Source organism: Hyphococcus flavus, assembly GCF_028748065.1.
Lineage (GTDB): Bacteria > Pseudomonadota > Alphaproteobacteria > Caulobacterales > Parvularculaceae > Hyphococcus > Hyphococcus flavus.
On record NZ_CP118166.1, the window covers coordinates 954,427 to 970,968 of the forward strand.

At 51.7% G+C, this 16,542-nt stretch carries 15 protein-coding genes; 11 read left to right on the top strand and 4 right to left on the bottom strand.

All coding sequences use genetic code 11. The features are described 5' to 3' along the window. The first annotated feature begins 197 nt into the window (after positions 1 to 197). The 8 genes from PUV54_RS04615 to PUV54_RS04650 all read left to right on the top strand — a co-directional run bounded on the left by PUV54_RS04615 (position 198) and on the right by PUV54_RS04650 (position 8,166). Positions 198 to 1,067 carry a sulfotransferase family protein gene (locus tag PUV54_RS04615; protein ID WP_274494400.1) on the top strand — a complete coding sequence of 290 codons (870 nt, stop codon included), beginning with the start codon at positions 198 to 200 and terminating at the stop codon, positions 1,065 to 1,067. A 105-nt stretch (positions 1,068 to 1,172) separates the two neighbouring features. Further along, the gene (locus PUV54_RS04620) at positions 1,173 to 2,378 is read left to right on the top strand and encodes a hypothetical protein (RefSeq protein WP_274494401.1); all 1,206 of its coding nucleotides are present in this window, start codon (positions 1,173 to 1,175) and stop codon (positions 2,376 to 2,378) included. Positions 2,379 to 2,482: 104 nt separating this feature from the next. Next, positions 2,483 to 3,352 (top strand): ABC transporter permease, encoded by an 870-nt coding sequence (locus PUV54_RS04625; protein ID WP_274494402.1) that lies wholly within the window; start codon positions 2,483 to 2,485, stop codon positions 3,350 to 3,352. Next, positions 3,352 to 4,656, top strand: a complete 1,305-nt coding sequence (locus PUV54_RS04630) for an ABC transporter ATP-binding protein (protein WP_274494403.1) — start codon at positions 3,352 to 3,354, stop codon at positions 4,654 to 4,656. The genes PUV54_RS04625 and PUV54_RS04630 overlap by 1 nt, the downstream gene beginning before the upstream one ends. Before the next feature lie 2 nt (positions 4,657 to 4,658). Further along, on the top strand, positions 4,659 to 5,243 hold the full coding sequence (locus tag PUV54_RS04635; protein ID WP_274494404.1) for a class I SAM-dependent methyltransferase: 585 nt from the start codon (positions 4,659 to 4,661) through the stop codon (positions 5,241 to 5,243). Positions 5,244 to 5,315: 72 nt separating this feature from the next. Further along, complete coding sequence (locus PUV54_RS04640) at positions 5,316 to 6,044, top strand: sulfotransferase domain-containing protein (RefSeq protein WP_274494405.1); 729 nt, start codon at positions 5,316 to 5,318, stop codon at positions 6,042 to 6,044. Between the two features lie 82 nt (positions 6,045 to 6,126). Next, positions 6,127 to 7,308 carry an acylneuraminate cytidylyltransferase gene (locus tag PUV54_RS04645; protein WP_274494406.1) on the top strand — a complete coding sequence of 394 codons (1,182 nt, stop codon included), beginning with the start codon at positions 6,127 to 6,129 and terminating at the stop codon, positions 7,306 to 7,308. Between the two features lie 3 nt (positions 7,309 to 7,311). After that, positions 7,312 to 8,166, top strand: a complete 855-nt coding sequence (locus tag PUV54_RS04650; RefSeq protein ID WP_274494407.1) for a glycosyltransferase family A protein — start codon at positions 7,312 to 7,314, stop codon at positions 8,164 to 8,166. A gap of 12 nt (positions 8,167 to 8,178) precedes the next feature. On the opposite strand, the gene PUV54_RS04655 is transcribed toward PUV54_RS04650, so the two are convergent. The 3 genes from PUV54_RS04655 to PUV54_RS04665 all read right to left on the bottom strand — a co-directional run bounded on the left by PUV54_RS04655 (position 8,179) and on the right by PUV54_RS04665 (position 12,350). Beyond that, positions 8,179 to 10,656 carry a methyltransferase domain-containing protein gene (locus PUV54_RS04655; RefSeq protein ID WP_274494408.1) on the bottom strand — a complete coding sequence of 826 codons (2,478 nt, stop codon included), beginning with the start codon at positions 10,654 to 10,656 and terminating at the stop codon, positions 8,179 to 8,181. A 37-nt stretch (positions 10,657 to 10,693) separates the two neighbouring features. Beyond that, on the bottom strand, positions 10,694 to 11,560 hold the full coding sequence (locus PUV54_RS04660) for an N-acetylneuraminate synthase family protein (RefSeq protein ID WP_274494409.1): 867 nt from the start codon (positions 11,558 to 11,560) through the stop codon (positions 10,694 to 10,696). Positions 11,561 to 11,687: 127 nt separating this feature from the next. After that, positions 11,688 to 12,350, bottom strand: coding sequence for a TylF/MycF/NovP-related O-methyltransferase (locus PUV54_RS04665; protein ID WP_274494410.1), 663 nt, complete (start codon positions 12,348 to 12,350; stop codon positions 11,688 to 11,690). A 207-nt stretch (positions 12,351 to 12,557) separates the two neighbouring features. Between PUV54_RS04665 and PUV54_RS04670 the strand changes: the two genes are divergently transcribed. From PUV54_RS04670 to PUV54_RS04680, 3 genes are read left to right on the top strand one after another with little or no spacing between them, the layout of a single operon-like run. Further along, a complete protein-coding gene (locus PUV54_RS04670) occupies positions 12,558 to 13,346 on the top strand; it encodes a TylF/MycF/NovP-related O-methyltransferase (protein WP_274494411.1) in 789 nt (262 codons plus the stop codon). A 3-nt stretch (positions 13,347 to 13,349) separates the two neighbouring features. Beyond that, entirely contained in the window at positions 13,350 to 14,129 is a 780-nt protein-coding gene (locus PUV54_RS04675; RefSeq protein WP_274494412.1) for a phytanoyl-CoA dioxygenase family protein, read from the top strand. 37 nt (positions 14,130 to 14,166) lie between these two features. After that, positions 14,167 to 15,114, top strand: coding sequence for an alpha-2,3-sialyltransferase (locus PUV54_RS04680; RefSeq protein ID WP_274494413.1), 948 nt, complete (start codon positions 14,167 to 14,169; stop codon positions 15,112 to 15,114). A gap of 5 nt (positions 15,115 to 15,119) precedes the next feature. Here PUV54_RS04680 and PUV54_RS04685 read toward each other — a convergent pair whose 3' ends face one another. Continuing rightward, positions 15,120 to 16,400 (bottom strand): phytanoyl-CoA dioxygenase family protein, encoded by a 1,281-nt coding sequence (locus tag PUV54_RS04685; protein WP_274494414.1) that lies wholly within the window; start codon positions 16,398 to 16,400, stop codon positions 15,120 to 15,122. Between the last annotated feature and the right edge of the window lie 142 nt (positions 16,401 to 16,542).

Here is a 16,542-nt window from a genome sequence, read left to right on the forward strand (position 1 = left end):
ATTCCCCAGTATTAAGAGAACATTAACGCAATAACGGGATTCCGCAATGCAATTACGACGCCGAAGAGAATGCGGCGTGGCAGCTCTTGCGATTGTTGCGGTGCGCTGCAAAAGTGCACGCAAAATTGATACGTAAACCAATGCATTAGACTAAAGGCGCATATTATGCGCCTACGCATTAACCACGGGGATCAACCTTGGCCAAACGAGCAAAAACAACACAGGAAAAGAAGTTCCACTTCATCTCTGGCCTGCCGCGTTCTGGATCAACATTGATGGGTGCGCTTTTGCGGCAAAATCCAAGATTTCACGCCGGGATGTCGAGTCCGGTTGCGAGCCTGATGGAAGGCGTCATCGCCCAGGTTTCCGCCGGCACGGAACTATCCTCCATGGTTAATGAGGAACAGCGCGCCGCCATTATCCGCGGGCTGTTCGACACCTATTATCGCGACCGAAAAGAAGACGTGATTTTCGACACGAACCGGGCGTGGACGGCGCAGCTACCGGCACTGATGAAACTCTTTCCAGAAGCGAAATTGATCTGCACCGTACGCAATGTCGCCTGGGTGATGGATAGCCTGGAACGCCAATATCGCGGCAATATGTTTGAAAACACGCGACTGTTTAATACGCCTGCGGAGCGTTCAACAGTTTACACGCGACTTGAAGCGCTCGCCGGACCGAACAGGCTTGTGGGATTTGCCTGGCATGCATTGCAAGAAGCCGTCTGGAGCGAGTTCGCCGACCGTATCGTGATTGTCGATTATGATATTTTCAGCGCCCGCCCGGATGAAGTTATCGGACTTATCTATAAGTTCCTCGATGAAGAACCTTACGAGCATGACTTCGCCCATGTGGACTACGACGCGCCGGAATTCGACACGCAACTCGGCGTCAAGGGCCTCCATAAAGTTCATGAGAAAGTCGAGCCGCGCCCGCGCAAATCAATTTTGCCGCCGGAATTGTTCGAACGTTATGCAAAGCTATCGTTCTGGTCCGGCCTCAAGGGTTCCAAGGTTTTTCGCATCGTGCCGCAGAAAACCGAAACCAAGGCGCCGGCGAATTGAACAAGCAAAACCTTTAGTGCCTATGGAACTAGCGTTCCTACGGGCGGCGCAACATGAAAAGAGTATTGCGCGTTGTTATAGCGTAATAACGGCTGGAATTTCCTGATGTCAGATCACATCATCGCTTATTGCGAAACGCCGCTGCAAACGCGTATTGCGGCGCGCGTAGCGTCAGTAAGCGGTACGCCTGAAAAGTTTTCTATCCTAATCGGGAACTGGACCGATGATGTAGGGCAGCACGAAGCGGCAGCGCAAACGGCGTTAAAGCTCGAAATCCTTGAGGCTGGCGAACCATCGCTAACCCCGAAAGCACGTTGGCGTCATGTCTGTGATGCAACCGAGTCATTCTTCCGTGGCGGCATGCGACGGCTCGTCATGTTTCAGGACCAGCATTTTTTTTCGCAGGCCGTGGTAACCGGGGCCCGGCGCGCTGGCGCTGCGTACGATCTGATACAGGACGGTTTTCTGGATTTCGACATGAGGCGCGTTCCTGCGCCAATGCGCGCGCTCTGGCCAGTGGCAAAAGCGGTTGACCGGAATGGACCGCGACAACCATCTACTCGTATTCGTCCTTTTGCCTACAAGAAGCTTTATTTATCTCATTTCTTCGCACACACCCGGCCTGATCGTATTTTCGTGTACGGAAGATCGATCGCGGCAAGGCTGGAAAAACAATTCGGCATTCCGCCGGAAAGCTTTATAGTCAGCGGCCCCGCGCTAGAGCGCCCTGCGCCTCCAGATGCGGTGCGCCCGTTACGCAACCAAGGCGACATGCGCGTCATCTTCTTTGACCAGTGCTTTTTACGCTATCAGCGGATGCACAAGAGTGGATGGAGCGACGAATACCTGCCAGTGATCGACGCGCTGGGAAATTTCCATACCGACGTGAAGCTGCACCCGGCGCAAACCGAAGACTGCGTAAGCGACATCGTAAGCACACTCGCTGGCAGAGGCGAGATGCTGGATCGATCACCGATAGCCGAAAGCGTGCTTGACACATACGATGTAGCTGTCACCTGCACGTCGACTTCATTTCTTGACTGCCTTACGCTTGGCATTCCGGTGATTTTTGTTGACCTGTCGAGCAGTTTTGACCGCATGCCCTTAACCAAATCTCCGTTACTAAAAAATGTCGCCTCAATTCCCGCGCTTGAACGCGTATTGAGGCTAAGAAAAACGGGTGAATTCGAAGCCAACGCCACCGGCCTCCCGCTCATTGATCTCATCGCCTATGACGCCGGCGGCGCATCACTAATCGCCAGCCATTTAACGGACGCCGGACCGGCACAACAACACCCGGCACGCGAGTAGTCGTTCCCGATTGCATTGCAAAAACAGCCGCTTTATATGGGCGGGCGACAGCAACATCACCAACACTTGAATGCTCCGGCCCTTTGGCCGAGGCTGGTTTTTATATGAACGATACAGCCGCCAACGAACCGGAATCTGAGCCCACGGCTATCTATTCGCCAGCTTACCGCTTCAACACAGGGCCGATTACGGCTGTGAAAGCGCTCGTTCGCGACGTTATTGATAATCGCTGGCGCATATGGGAATCGTTCAAACGCAATTTCCAGAACAACTACGCAGGCACGATTCTCGGTCAGGTTTGGATGGTCATCCTACCGCTCGTTCAGATCGGCGTTTACGTGCTGCTTGCGCAAATGCGCGTCGTTTCCCGGTCTGAAGACATTCCGTTCGTCTTGTTCATCTGTATAGGCGTAACGGTCTATGGTATGGCGACTGGACCTATCCAGGATACGATGGGGGCCATGCGCGGCGAAAGCGGCATGCTTTCCAAAACCAATATCAGTATCATCACGATTGTTCTGTCACGCTTTGCGCAACTTGTCTGGGATGTACTCGTGCGCCTGGTGTTCATCGCCTGCGTGATGGTGACTTTGGGCGTCACACCGGGTTGGGGCGTTCTTCTCTTGCCAATTGCTTTGCTCCCCGTTTTCCTTGGCGCCTTAAGCGCGGGCATCATTTTAGGCATACTGAACATCATCGCCCGTGACGTCGCCAACACTGTTGGCATCATCATACGCTACGGATTTTTCTTTAGCTCCGTTATCTTTCCGCTACCAAAGGAAGGCGTGATTGCGACAATTTTGCTGTTCAATCCATTCAATACGTTCGTGATCGAAATTAGAAACTTAATTGTAAAAGGACATATGGAGAATATTACTCTGTTCCTGATTACGAGCGCATGCACCTTGCTGGTCTTTTTGTTTGCCGCCGTATTTCTTTACCGCAGCGAAGCCCGCATCAGGAGCGCTTTATAGTGAGCGACGATAATGCAACAGTAGTTCTAAGCGTAGACGGCGTATTTAAAAAATTCTCTCGCTCCGAAGACGGCGCGCGAAAAATTCTTGCATCTCAGCTTAAAAACGCTTTGCTGAACAAAAACCCGCCCGCCCGTAAATCAGGCGCCAGCGAGTTTTGGGCGTTGCAGGATATCTCCTTTAAGGTTCGGCGCGGTGAGGTTTTGGGCGTGATTGGCTTTAACGGCGCTGGCAAATCCACTTTGCTGCGCGTGCTCGCCGGCCTGATGTTGCCAGACGCCGGCGAAGTCCGCACATATGGCGAAACCGGCGCATTACTGGAACTCGGCGCCGGCATGCGGCCGAACCTCACTGGCAAGCGCAATATTTTCGTAAAAGGCGCTTTGATGGGAAAAACGCCAGCCGAGATGGAGGCGTTATATCCCGAAATCGCTGAATTTACCGAGTTAGGAGATTTTCTGTCAGCGCCGCTTAAAACCTACAGTTCTGGCATGCGCCTGCGGCTAGGCTTTTCTATTGCCGTGCATATGCGGCCGGATATTCTCTTATTGGACGAAATTCTTTCTGTCGGAGACTACGCATTCAAACAAAAATGCCGCGGCATGATAAATCAGATGCTTGAAAAAGCAGGCGTTGTTTTCGTTACGCACTCGATGAACGATGTCCGGCAAATCTGTGACCGCGTTATTGTGTTGGATCGGGGCAAGATCCTTTTCCATGGAGCGCCGCAAAAAGCCATCGATGTTTATTATGAGCTTGCCAATAAAGGCGCCGGAGGCCTGGCTAACGCAAAAGAATCCAAAATAAACTTTTATGGTGAAGTTTTTCACAACGACGCGCGTATCTTTGATGTCTCATATAAATGGCGCAATGCGGATGGATCAGTCGAGGGATTGTTTGACACTTGGGCGCCTGCAGAATGCAGAATTCGCTTCAAACTTAAGAAAAAACCACGGCGCTTAGTCGTTGGTATTGTTATCTGGTCGATGGACGGATTGAAAATTTCTGCTTTAGCGACAGACATGTCGCCAGAACAACTTTTTAATCACAACTCTCTTGAACATGAAATTGCATTGACCCTACCGCAACTATCCTTGAATCCAGGCAAGTACCTGTCGACAGTAGCGATTGTTGATAACGGCGAGGCGCTTCATAGAGGCGTCATGGATCATTTTTCTGTAGTATCTTCACAGCGAAACGACGGCGTCTACACGCCAGCGCACCAATGGAGTGCAATCAAAGGATCAAACGGGGACGATGTGGATGCGAGCGCCCCTGCTACAGTAAGAAATGAAAACGTTTAAGCATGCGCCAGCCTGTCCAAAAGAAATTCAAACAAGCCATATCTTTGGCAACGCCTGGCAGAGCGTTGGAAATTGGCGCGCATAGTTCAGAGAAAAGTGCGATATCAATTCTGCAAAGACGAAAATTTGACTATGTGAACCTCGACATATCGCCTTCGGACGTTCCACAAACTGTTATCGGCGATATTTGCGCGAAGACGGCTGACGAAACCGGCCTGGAAGCCGGCAGTTTTGACTTTATTTGTGCTACGGATGTCTTTGAGCATCTCAAAACGCCATGGATCGCCGCACGAAATGTCGTCGACCTGTTAAAACCGGGAGGCGTTGCCTTTATTTCGACGGTCTGGAGTTGGCGTTACCACCCTGTGCCTATCGATTACTGGCGCTTTTCCCACGAATGCCTCCAATATTTATTTGAAGATCTGGAATGTATCGAGGCCGATTTCGATGACACTCAACGGCGAAAAGACATACGAGGCTTCTGGCCCGACGGTCGCGACCATGTCGAAGTCGACGAGCTAGGCGGCTGGAGAGAGAATTGGAGCGTGTTTTTCATCGGCAAGAAGAGCGCCGTTCAATTGAAATAATCTTACGAAGGATTTCCCCTGTTTATGAACGATGAGACGAACACGCCGCCATGTGAGTTGGCGCCGAACTTTATGATTATTGGCGCTGCAAAATGCGGTACATCAGCCATAGCAGCTCAACTTAATCAGCATCCCGATATCTTCATACCTGAAGAAAAAGAACTTCATTATTTCGACAGACTTTTTAACTTAACTGAAGAGCAGCGCGACGCCAATTGGGCGCGCTACATGGGCCATTTCCGCGAGGCTGGTTCGGCGAAGCGCCGCGGCGAAGCCACGGTCGCATATACGATGCTTCCGCGAATTCGTCATGTTCCGGATGAAATCATCAAAAAGCTGGGTAAAATACCGCTGATTTACATTGTACGTGACCCGCTTGAGCGTATCGTATCGCAATACAGACATCGGAAAAGCGATTATCCTGAAACCGAACCTTTCAATGTCTGGATACATAGCGATATGGCTTTGGAACTTTGCATTCACCGTTCTGACTATGAACTACAAATCGCGCCTTTTCGTGAGAAATTCTGTGAAGACAACATCCATATTTGCTTTTATGAGGACTACAAGTCGGACTACCAGCGCGAACTTAGCAGCATGTTCGAATTTCTAAACGTCCCCTCTAACAGCGCGCAAGAGATTCAAAACAACAAAGTGAACGTGATCAGCAAGAACAGAGTCCCAATCCCCGAACTCGCTCAAGAGTCTGAGGAATTCGTACGCTCAATCCTGCGTGACAATATCCGAAAATTTTTAACCCACTACGGAAAGCCCGAAAACTTTTGGCCGTCCATGGCCTAGCCGCCGCTTTCGTTGCAAAGCTTAATGAAGCTGGCCATAATCTGCTCGCCCTTCGAGGATAACTTAGAGCCAACCCAATTTTATGAAAGTCATCGCAATCATACCAGCTCGCGGCGGCTCAAAAGGCATTCCCGGCAAGAATCTCCAACTCATTACCGGCGATACGCTTCTTGGCAGAACGATTAACTCCGCCAAAGGCGCAACTCGTCTGAGTGACATTTATGTGAGTACGGATGACCCGGCGATCGCTGCGGAAGCCAGAACCGCTGGAGCAGAAGTAATTGACAGACCAGCATCACTAGCCGGCGACACCGCCAGTTCGGAAGCCGCGCTGTTACATGCGCTCGAAGAGATCGAAAAAAATACGCCATCACCAGATATTCTGGTTTTTCTTCAATGTACGTCTCCGTTTACCACGGGCGCCGATATCGACGGCGTCATCAACAAGCTCATTAACGAAAAAGCTGACAGCGCCCTCACCGTCGCACCAGCGCACGCTTTTCTCTGGCTTGAAAACAACGCCACAGGCGAAGTCGAAGCTTTCGGTCACGATAAACACCACCGCCCACGCCGTCAGGATCGCGAACCCCAATACGCGGAAACGGGCGCCGTTTATGCGATGCGCGTAGATGGTTTTAAAGAAACGAAACACCGCTTCTTTGGTAAAACTGTGGGATTTATTACTGACGACGTCAATCTGATGGAGATCGACACGCCGCTTGAGCTTGAGCTTTGTCGCCTTGCGGTGAATTTCACGAGTAAGGCTAAGCTATCCGAGATGCTGCCAAAGGCGATTGACGCTGTTCTATTCGACTTCGACGGCGTCATGACTGACGACAGCGTGTATGTAGATGATCAAGGGCGTGAAATGGTCCGCGCTAATCGCGGTGACGGTTTAGGCATAGAACGCTTGCGCGCTACTCCCGTGAAAATTGGCGTCATATCCAAAGAAAAAAACCTTGTTGTGAGCAAGCGTTGCGAAAAGCTGAAAATTGAATGCATTCAGGGCGTCGATAAAAAAGATGAAGTTATTCGCGGCTGGGCTGAAAAGAACGCCGTGCCGCTAAAAACCATTGTCTATGTGGGCAACGACCTAAACGATTTGCCGGTGATCGGTCTTACAGGCTGCGTTTTCGCGCCTTCGGATGCAAATCCGGCTTTTCGCGCGGCCGCGAATGGCGTCTTGTCAAAACCCGGCGGACGCGGCGCCGTGCGCGAGGTTTGCGAACTGATACTTGACGCGCTTGCCGCCGGAAAGGACTAGAACATGGCGCAAGTCGATATCGTCACGCGCACCAAAAACCGCCCGTTGTTTATGAAGCGCTGCCTTGCCGATTTACAGAAACAAAACTTTCGCGACTTTCACTGGATTATCGTCAATGACGGCGGCGATCCGAAACCCGTGGAAGACATCGTAGCGCAAGCCAAATCAGCCGGTCTTGATGTCGAGCTTCTCAGTTTTACTGAATCAAATGGCATGGAGGCCGCTGGCAATAAAGGCGCCCGGGCCGGTAACGCGCCGTTCATTACAATTCACGATGACGATGACACTTGGGATCCTCGTTTTTTAAGCAGCACGTTTGAAGCGCTTAAAAACGAAAACTACATAGGCGCTGTTTCCTGGTCGACTGAATGCAGCGAACGCGTCGAAGGCGAAGACATAGTCGAGACCTCCCGTCGGCGTTCAGAATATTGTCCGGATGCAATCGACCTTGCCGGTCTATCCATGCGTAACCGTTTTCCGCCAATTGCTTTTCTGTTCAAACGTACAGCTTACGAGGCGGCAGGCGGTTTCGAAGAGAGCCTCGATGTGCTCGGAGACTGGGATTTCAATTTGCGCATGCTGATGCTTGGAGACTTTGTGGTCATCCGCGAAGAACTGGCCCGATATCACATCCGCGAAGCTGGATCGCAAAATGCGAACAGCGTTACGGATCAGAATTTTCGTCACGTTCAAATGACGGCTAATTTACGCAATAAATATATCCGTAAGGATATGGAAACCGGACGGTTTGGCCTTGGCTCAATGATGGCGAGCGCCGCAATGATCGAGGACGCCGCCGCGCGCGCGAGCTACAGTCAGAGATTTAAACGGCTGCGCCGTCAGATTCTGAAACAATGAGTGCGCATACATTTATTGCGAATAGCCGATCGCGCGATTGACGACGTCTGCAAAATGAACCGGGTCCACGAGCGGCTTCACGGTTTCGAATATTTTTTCGCCGTCCGATTCAGCGCACAACGCCGCTTCGATCGCGTTGAACGCTGTTCCCGGATCATAATCGCTGAAAACCATCGATCCGGTCAGTTCGCCGATTACTTCCGCCGTACCGACATCTCGGTAGCAAACCACGTTGACGCCATAGCTCATGGCTTCAAGTGATGCGAGAGGGAACGGATCGTCAATAGACGACAAGAAAAACAAGGAAGCTTCTTTGTAAGCCCCAGCCAGCGCATCGCCTTTCAAAACGCCGGCCCAATCAACATTTTCGGATTGATAAAGCGTATCGCCAGTTGCGTGCCCGATCCAGCGAAACCGCCACGGCTTTCCTTTTTGGCTAGCAAGGTCAGCAACTTGCGAAAATAATTCCACGCCTTTTCGCGCCTGTATGGTGCCGACCATAATGACCAACGGTTCCGGGTCTTCTAACGTGAGGGTTCGAACATTAGCAGGGTCAAGGTTGGCGTTCTGGGTAACGTTCCGGATCACCGTAACGTTGCGTGCGCCGTATTCATTTTCAAAAAACTCTTTTTGCGCATCCGATACCGCAAGAAACATAGCCGTAGGCGCTATTTTCTTCAGGGTCGCAAAACCTTCCGGACAAACTTCGCGGAATTTTTCCATCGCCCAGCCGGTCTCATGAAGATAGACCCAGGTGTTGTCGGATCCGGTTTCCAGATGATTGCGAACGGCGCGCCAACGTAACGAAGCGATGGAATTAATAATGACTTTATTAGCAGGCGGCAAAGGCTTTTCAGCGGTTTCAGTATTGTCCCATCGCGGCAACGCCAAAAGGCGCATGGGGGCGCCACGCGATTTCATCTCATCAAAGTACCCACGCGCCGGTCGCGGCGCGCCGGTTGACATGGACGTATCATGACAAACAACAAGGATATCCGGAATATCCGCTGTTTTGTTTGGTGCGTTAGGCGGCGGCGATGCAGGACCCTCCACTTCTACAGGTTCTTGCGAAGGCTTTGAGCGCAGGAGACTTATTGGCGACAGCAAAAAACGCCCTATGCGGTACGACGTTGAGTTACGATAGAGATCACGTTCTTTGACGGTCCTTCTGAGGCGTTCTTCAAGTTGGAAAACCTTCCTCTTCAAAGCATTTTGTTTGCTCTGTTGAGTCGAGAGCATGTTTGCGTGATCTTCAACAAGTCCGCGCTTTTCCGCATTGAACTGTTGCCGCAAATCCTTCGAGAGCCGCTCATTTGCAAGTTGGTATGACTTGGCCGCTGCTTCAAACTTTGCAACCCGCTCACGTAAACGTACATTTTCCTGACGCGTGCGGTTGAAAGACTGAAGCGCTTCTTCGACCAGCCCTTTGAGGGGTGCCGATGCCGCACCCTCATCGTCAATCGCCTCGCGCACGCCCGGATACGCTGATGGTCTCTCAATCACGTTTAGAAAACTCCCGTACACCTTGCGAAGCACAGATCGCAGCGAAGCAGATTCCAGCGACATATTGACAAGCGCTGAAAAACGTCTTCGCCCGGCATCGTCATCTAGATCCCTAGAAGAAACCGGTGCGGACTTTTGCTTTATAAATACGCCTCGCAGCCATATTCCGTCAGGGTTGTCGCCAGCGTCCGGGTCCAGCGCTTCTCCCTTGTCGAGAAAGTCCGAAGCCGGAGAACCACACTGGGTAACCGCCTCACTCTTAAAAAGCCCGTCAGCTTCAACCATTCGTTTCAGGGTTACACGGTTGAAGTGGAAAACATGCCCCGTCCCGGTTTTAAGATGTAAAGCGATGTCACGTACAACCTGCGGCGACTCATACGGAACTTCGATAAAGAGAACGCCGCCTTCTTTCAAAAGCGCCGCCAGCTTTGCGAGCGTGACCCGTGGGTCGGAAAGATGCTCAAAAACATGTGAGAGGATAATTAAATCAAACGCGCCATCAAACTCACCAGATGTCAAAACATCATTCGCGATGACCTCAATACCATCAAGCTTTTCGAGGACGCCTCGCATTAAAGGATCCGGGTCCCATGCGACAACTTTTTTAGAATCCTCTGAAAAAGCCGCAACACCGCCGCCGGCGCCTGCGCCAAAGTCAAGCACAGAGGGAAATTCAGACCTGCCTGTAACCGTTTCGATAAACCGCCTCTGCGCTTTTCCTCGCCTCAGTGAAAAGTCAGAGTACGTCTCGCTTGTCGCTCGCCCTTGCGCGGCGCTGTAAATGCTTTGGTAATATTCGTCTAAATCGTCTTCGTCGACGTAATCGGTCTGGGTAAGACCGCAGCCTAGACAGGTATAGATATCCAATCCAAAATCGACATTTCGCGCTACGCGTTCCGCATCGGCGCAGCCGCAAAGATAACAGCGCCACCCCTTACCACGGAACGCCGCTGCGGATTCTTTTGATCCGGATGCCTCAACTGCCATCAATTCACCGCCGCTCGACCTTTCACAGATCGCAATCCTAGTCTGCGCGCCATTTCAATTTGTCGCGCTGGACCTGCTCAATCGGCAGCACTTCTTCTTTCTTGTAAGTTAACGCTCCCGCTACGGCGCGCGCATCACGACACAAGCGCCGTAAACCGTCAGGCTCAAGCGAGGCCGCATGATCAGTGCCCTTCCAGGTGCGATCAAGCGTGAAATGACGCTCGATCCACTTGGCCCCAAGCGTTGTCGCCGCAATATCGACGGCAATTCCCAAATGATGGCCCGAAAACCCAACTCCATCGACAACGCCCCCGAATTTCTCTTGCAGACGGGTAATTTCCAACAACGCTACATCCTCGATCGGAACGGGATATCCGGATGTGCAAGCGTAAATGAGCAAGTCCTTGGCGCGTCCATTTTCCTCATAGAACGCAATAATCTTGTCTTCTTCCGCTTGCGTCGTCATGCCGAGAGACAACTGCACTTTACCGCCATAATCATCGCGCAGCACTTTCATCATCTCAAAATGCAGGTTCGAGGCAGAGGGTACCTTGATAAAATCAGGCTCAAGGGATGCTATTTCCTTTGCAGACGTTACATCCCAGACGGAAGTTGAGTAAATCACGTCCTGCTCTTCGCAGAAGGCTTTTAGTTCCCGATGCTGGTCTAAATTGAATTCAAGGTATTCACGATGCTCTCCATATGTGGGGCCGTAGGAATTTATCGGATTAGGATGAGGGGCGTTGTACTGGTCTTCCGGCAACAGCTCCCGATTGTTGCGTTTCTGGAACTTTACAGCATCCGCCTCGCAAAAACTTGCCGCAACGACGACCATTTTCTTGGCGACATCTAAATCGCCCTTATGGTTGCATCCAATCTCCGCAACGACTTTGGGAGCATCCATACTATTCCTCCAACACTGTTGTTGCCGCTTAGCGGCAAGGCCGACGCTGACGTAGGGTGGGGGTACTGCATCCCCCAAATAGGGTCAAACACAGATCGCGTCCCAGCCTGAACCGCCGATCCTCGCCTTACTCTTTGATAATGTAGCAGGGAGTCGCGGCAAAGGACGGCTTTTCAATTCGGACGCCACGATCAGCCAGAAATTCGTCCACGGCGTTCGTCTCACCCGCCCAGACGGCGTAGTCATCCAGGAGAATAACGCCTCCCGGCACGACCCGATCATACAAATGCTCCATGATGCATTTCGCGGGTTCGTAGACGTCCGTGTCCAGATTCAAGAATGAAATCTTTAGTTCCGGATGCGCTTTGATGTAGGCGGGAATAGTTTCAAGCACGTCCCCGGCCACAAGTTCTACATTCCCGTCCAAGCCGTGGCGCTCCAGCGCGGCCGTTAACTCCTCGCGGCTTATCGACTCGCGCCCTGCCTGCTCCCAGAAGTCCTTGAGCTTTTTCTTATCTGCCTCATAAGCCGTATCAGGAAACTGGCCGAAAATATCGAACCCGATGATCTTCCTTGCCGTCTCTGTTTCGAACAACCGGCGCAGCGTCGCAAAACGCATAAGCGAAGCGCCCTTGAAAACGCCGCATTCCACAACCGCACCGGCAAGGCCGATCGAGCGTTTATAAAGATCCACATGGGCGAGCATCTTCGCCATGCGGGTAGGGTCTGCAGTCAGATAAAAATGGTTCTCGTGTTCGAAGGGATTGTCGTAATCGGGCTTGAAACTCATGAGCCTGCCTGTCTCTCAGCGACCCGCCGGCCGAGGGCCCGCATAGTCGTTTCCATTCCAAATTGCTCTATTTCGTCAGCGGTATAACGAAGGCCTCGGCAGTTGGATAGTCCGGCCTGCGGCGCCTTGGTCGGATGGCGCGATTGACCCTGAAACGGCAACTGTCCATAAGCGGGCAAGACCTAATTTTGAGAGTGAGACATTGCCATGGCTGATAAAAAAGACAGCTCTTCCGGTGGCGTTTTTTACGGAAATCTCGAGAAAAACCGGAACACTGAGAGCCAATTAGGCTGGTATCAGCAGATGGCTGATTTCGCCAACGAGAATGACTGGCGCCCGCGAGATCAAGCCGCAAATTTCCCTGTCTTCGCGACCCGGCAGGAAATCACGCGCTTCATTGAAGCTTACGAATTTTACAACCTGATCCGCACAACCCCTGGGTGCATCATCGAATGCGGGGTCGCCAGCGGCTTTTTCCTGATGGCGATGGCTCACTTTTGCGCCATTTTTGAGGGGTACCACTACACCCGTAGGATCATCGGCTTTGATACGTTCGAGGGCTTCACAGAGCCTTCGCCCGAAGATCTCTCCAGCGGCGCGGCGCATCTGAAAAAAGGCGGGCTCAAATTCGAGACCCATGACCTGTTGCAGCGAGCCATTGAACTCTATGACGGCAATCGCCCGATCGGGCACATTCCCAAGGTGGAACTGGTCAAAGGTGATATGTCCAAAACCTTGCCGGAATTTATCGAAAGCAACCCGTCCCTTATCGTCGGCATGCTGCATCTTGACGTCGATTTGTTCGAGCCGACAAAGAACACCATCAATCTGTTGATGGAGCGCATACCGAAGGGTGGCGTCATTATCTTTGACGAGCCCAATCACAAAGATTATCCCGGCGAGACCATCGCCATGATGCAAACTGTGGGCATACCCAATTTACGCCTTGAGCGTCTTCCCATCTCAACAATGGCGGCATACGCGAGAGTAGAGTGATTCATGTTTGATAAGACCGCGCTAGATGAAAAAGGCTTTACCGTCGCCAAGAATGTACTTGATGAGGAGTGTTTAGCGCGATTTCAGGATCGTGTCGCCGCCCTGGTGCTTCAGGAAGCGGAACGCCACGACCCGAAACTGAGGGAAAAACTTTCATCGCTCTCCTCATATGACCTTTGCCATCAAGGTCTGATTGAACTCCGCAATGCCTCAGCCGAGGCCATGCGCCGGGTCGTCGATACGGCGAAAATCTCTTCAGAACTCATGTCGGTGATTTATTCGCCGGCGATGACCGAGATCACTGCCGAGGCAATTCCAGGCGCGAAAGAAACAGGCGTACTTTTTTCTTATCCGAATTTCCGCGCCGATCTGCCGACAACCTTTGGCGAAGAACATGATAAATTCGCTCTGCCCTGGCATCAGGAATCCGGTTATTATAAAACACAAGCATCAGCGACTACATCGCTTGTATTTCACATGACATTGTTCGATTGCCCTAAGGAAGGCGGCGCTGTTGAAGTAAAACCCGGCTCGCATCTTCTAAACGAAGTTGAACACGCGGTTTATTTCAAAGATCCTGAAAACAAGCGCCACCGCCGGGTTGAAGTCTCAGACCCTCGGCTGAACGATTTCGAAACGGATTGGCTTGAAACCGATCGCGGTGATGTCGGGCTGTTCAAGTTCCAGCTCTTTCACCGGAGCGGCGTCAACCAGTCCGAGCTTGTTCGTTACAGCTTGCTGATCCGCGCCTCTGCTGCCGGCGCGCCTGATCTTGTGATCTGAGTAACCCATTAAATCGCCGGGAGCTTCGGCACAGGCCATGACAAGCCAGACTGAAAATTCAGCAACACGCCGCCTCACGGCGCCAGCCGTTTATCCAAGCAAGCTCTATGGTCATTTCAGCATCGGCGCAGACCCTGTCACGGCAAGGCTTCATGCACGCCGCAAAGAACCGCTCTTTATTATTTGCCCAGGCCCGACGAGCCTTGAAATCGACCCGGCGCAGGTCGTGGGAAATGGCGTTATTTTCAGAATGAATACGTTCTTTATTGAAGAACAGGCGCGGTTCAGCAAAAAAATCGACGCTTACTTCTGGAGCAATGGTAACGATGTTCTGTATGATGAACTTCAACGCGCTATTGAAGTCGAGAATTATGAAATCGACTCGTTTTTCTCTCCATTACTGTTACGGAGAGAGGACAAAAACCCGAAGAAAGTCCGCGAGTATCAAAAACTCTTCCAGCCAGCCTCTGATCACTGGGCGGTGATCGGGCTAAATCCGGTTCTGGGTCGCGAAATGATGGGCCGCCCCCTGCCGACACAGGCGTTCCAGACACTTGCAACGGGCGCTGTCATGGGATTCGAGGAAATTCACCTGATCGGCGTCGATATGTATTCAGACAAAACGCGCCGTTATGCATATGACTATCCGGAACGCATGAAAGCGAAAGTCGATGAGAAGCATTATGCGCCTTCATACGAACGCGGCGCCCATGGTCATGAACGGGATCTGATTTTTCTTGAAACCATTCGCAGCCAGTTTCCAAACACGCGTATCTACAATGCGTCGCGCGTATCGCCTCTGAAAGAGTTTCTGCCAAACTCTCCCCTCATGGAAAACGCACCTCTGAGCAGCGTCTCTATGATTTCGACTGGAGCACCCAAGAAGCAACGTTCAGCGCATCACAACGCCCTAAGACACAGGGTTTTAAAGTGGGCCAGGACCCTAAAAGCCAAAACTTTGAATATCCTCGGCGCAGGCAAGTAAGCGGTCTAGTCCGTTTCCCTTTCCGGCAGCCAAAGATGTTCACGCTGTTCGGGATGCGCATCGAAATAATTTTCCTGACCAATCGAGAGATAGAGCCCCGCCGATTTTAGCTGCGCAACCAGCTCATCCCCCATGGGGGCGATGCCAAAATCCCGTTCCTTGGCGAAATAAGAGTAGTAACGATATGAGTGGGGATTATCTGCGCCGAAAATGAATGAAACGAACGACTTATCCGAACTGATAAGCCTCGTGAAACTGTCGTCTTTATCATCAAGCAAGCGGCCACAATGAATTAACCGCTGGTCAAACACGATCGCATCACCAGCTGATGCATGCGCCAGACAGGGAGTGCCTTTCAAATCGGCAGGCGCGCTTCTATGATGTAACTTTATTTCGTGATGCTCCTTGCGGTCTGCGGGTATAGCTTTCCGGTCAACATCCATTCCATGCGAGCCAGCGTGAACGCCGAGCGCAAAATCGGAGCACTCAAGATAAACAATAATTTTTGCAACAAGGTAAGGATTCACAGACTCATCCCAATCATGCCCCTTGCCAAAGGAACGGTACGCCGCATCCCTGTGCCAGGGAAAAGACATGTGATTAAGCTGATAGGTCGACCACTGCAGAAATTTGATGTCGTCGCCAATGCATTTTCGCATTACCTCTAGCACTTGCTGGTCAAAGAGTATCTCCCGGCTAGGCGTATAGGCTTCCGCCACATTAAGAGTTGTGTGCGGGTCGGCAAGATAATCGCCGGTCACCAAATCTTTCTTGAACTTCGCCGCTGCCGCCTTGCAATACTGAGGATCATATAACCCACGAAACACCGCGAAACCGTTTTGCTTGTAAAATTCATGAGAAGATGGGTCCGCCAAAGTCGATGAAGGCGGTTGCAAAAACGGGTCTTCCGAATTGTCCGGCATCGTCGGCTTGCTTCGACGGCGTTGCTTCGCATTATTCGGGCAACCTGCTTCGACCCATGACCGGTACTCACGTGTCGGAACGCCTGCGTGTTTATTCCGCGGCGCTGGGGGCTCAACTTTACTGCCCAACAGGCGTGCGTCACGAGACCGGATAAGGCGCAATGGGTAAGTCAGGACTGCGCCGAGCTTAAAAGGAAAGGAATTTTGGGTCGCTGAAAGCGCTGATATGGCCTGATCCCGCTCCGTCAAAAGCGCCTCGATACGCTCCTCCGAAGCTTTCAAAGCCGATTTCAGCTTATAAATTTCCGTATCCTTGCTTGCACTGCCGGAAACCATCTTCACATCTTCACCTGGCATCTTCATCTTACTTGGGCTTGTCTGCACCTGTGCCGAATAAATAACGAAATTCCGCTACAAAGCCTAGGCGAAGCCTCTATAAAAGCTTCGTAACGATGCAAGCAAACTTCTTCGGCTGGCGGCGCCATGCCGGTAAAGGGGAACCTAA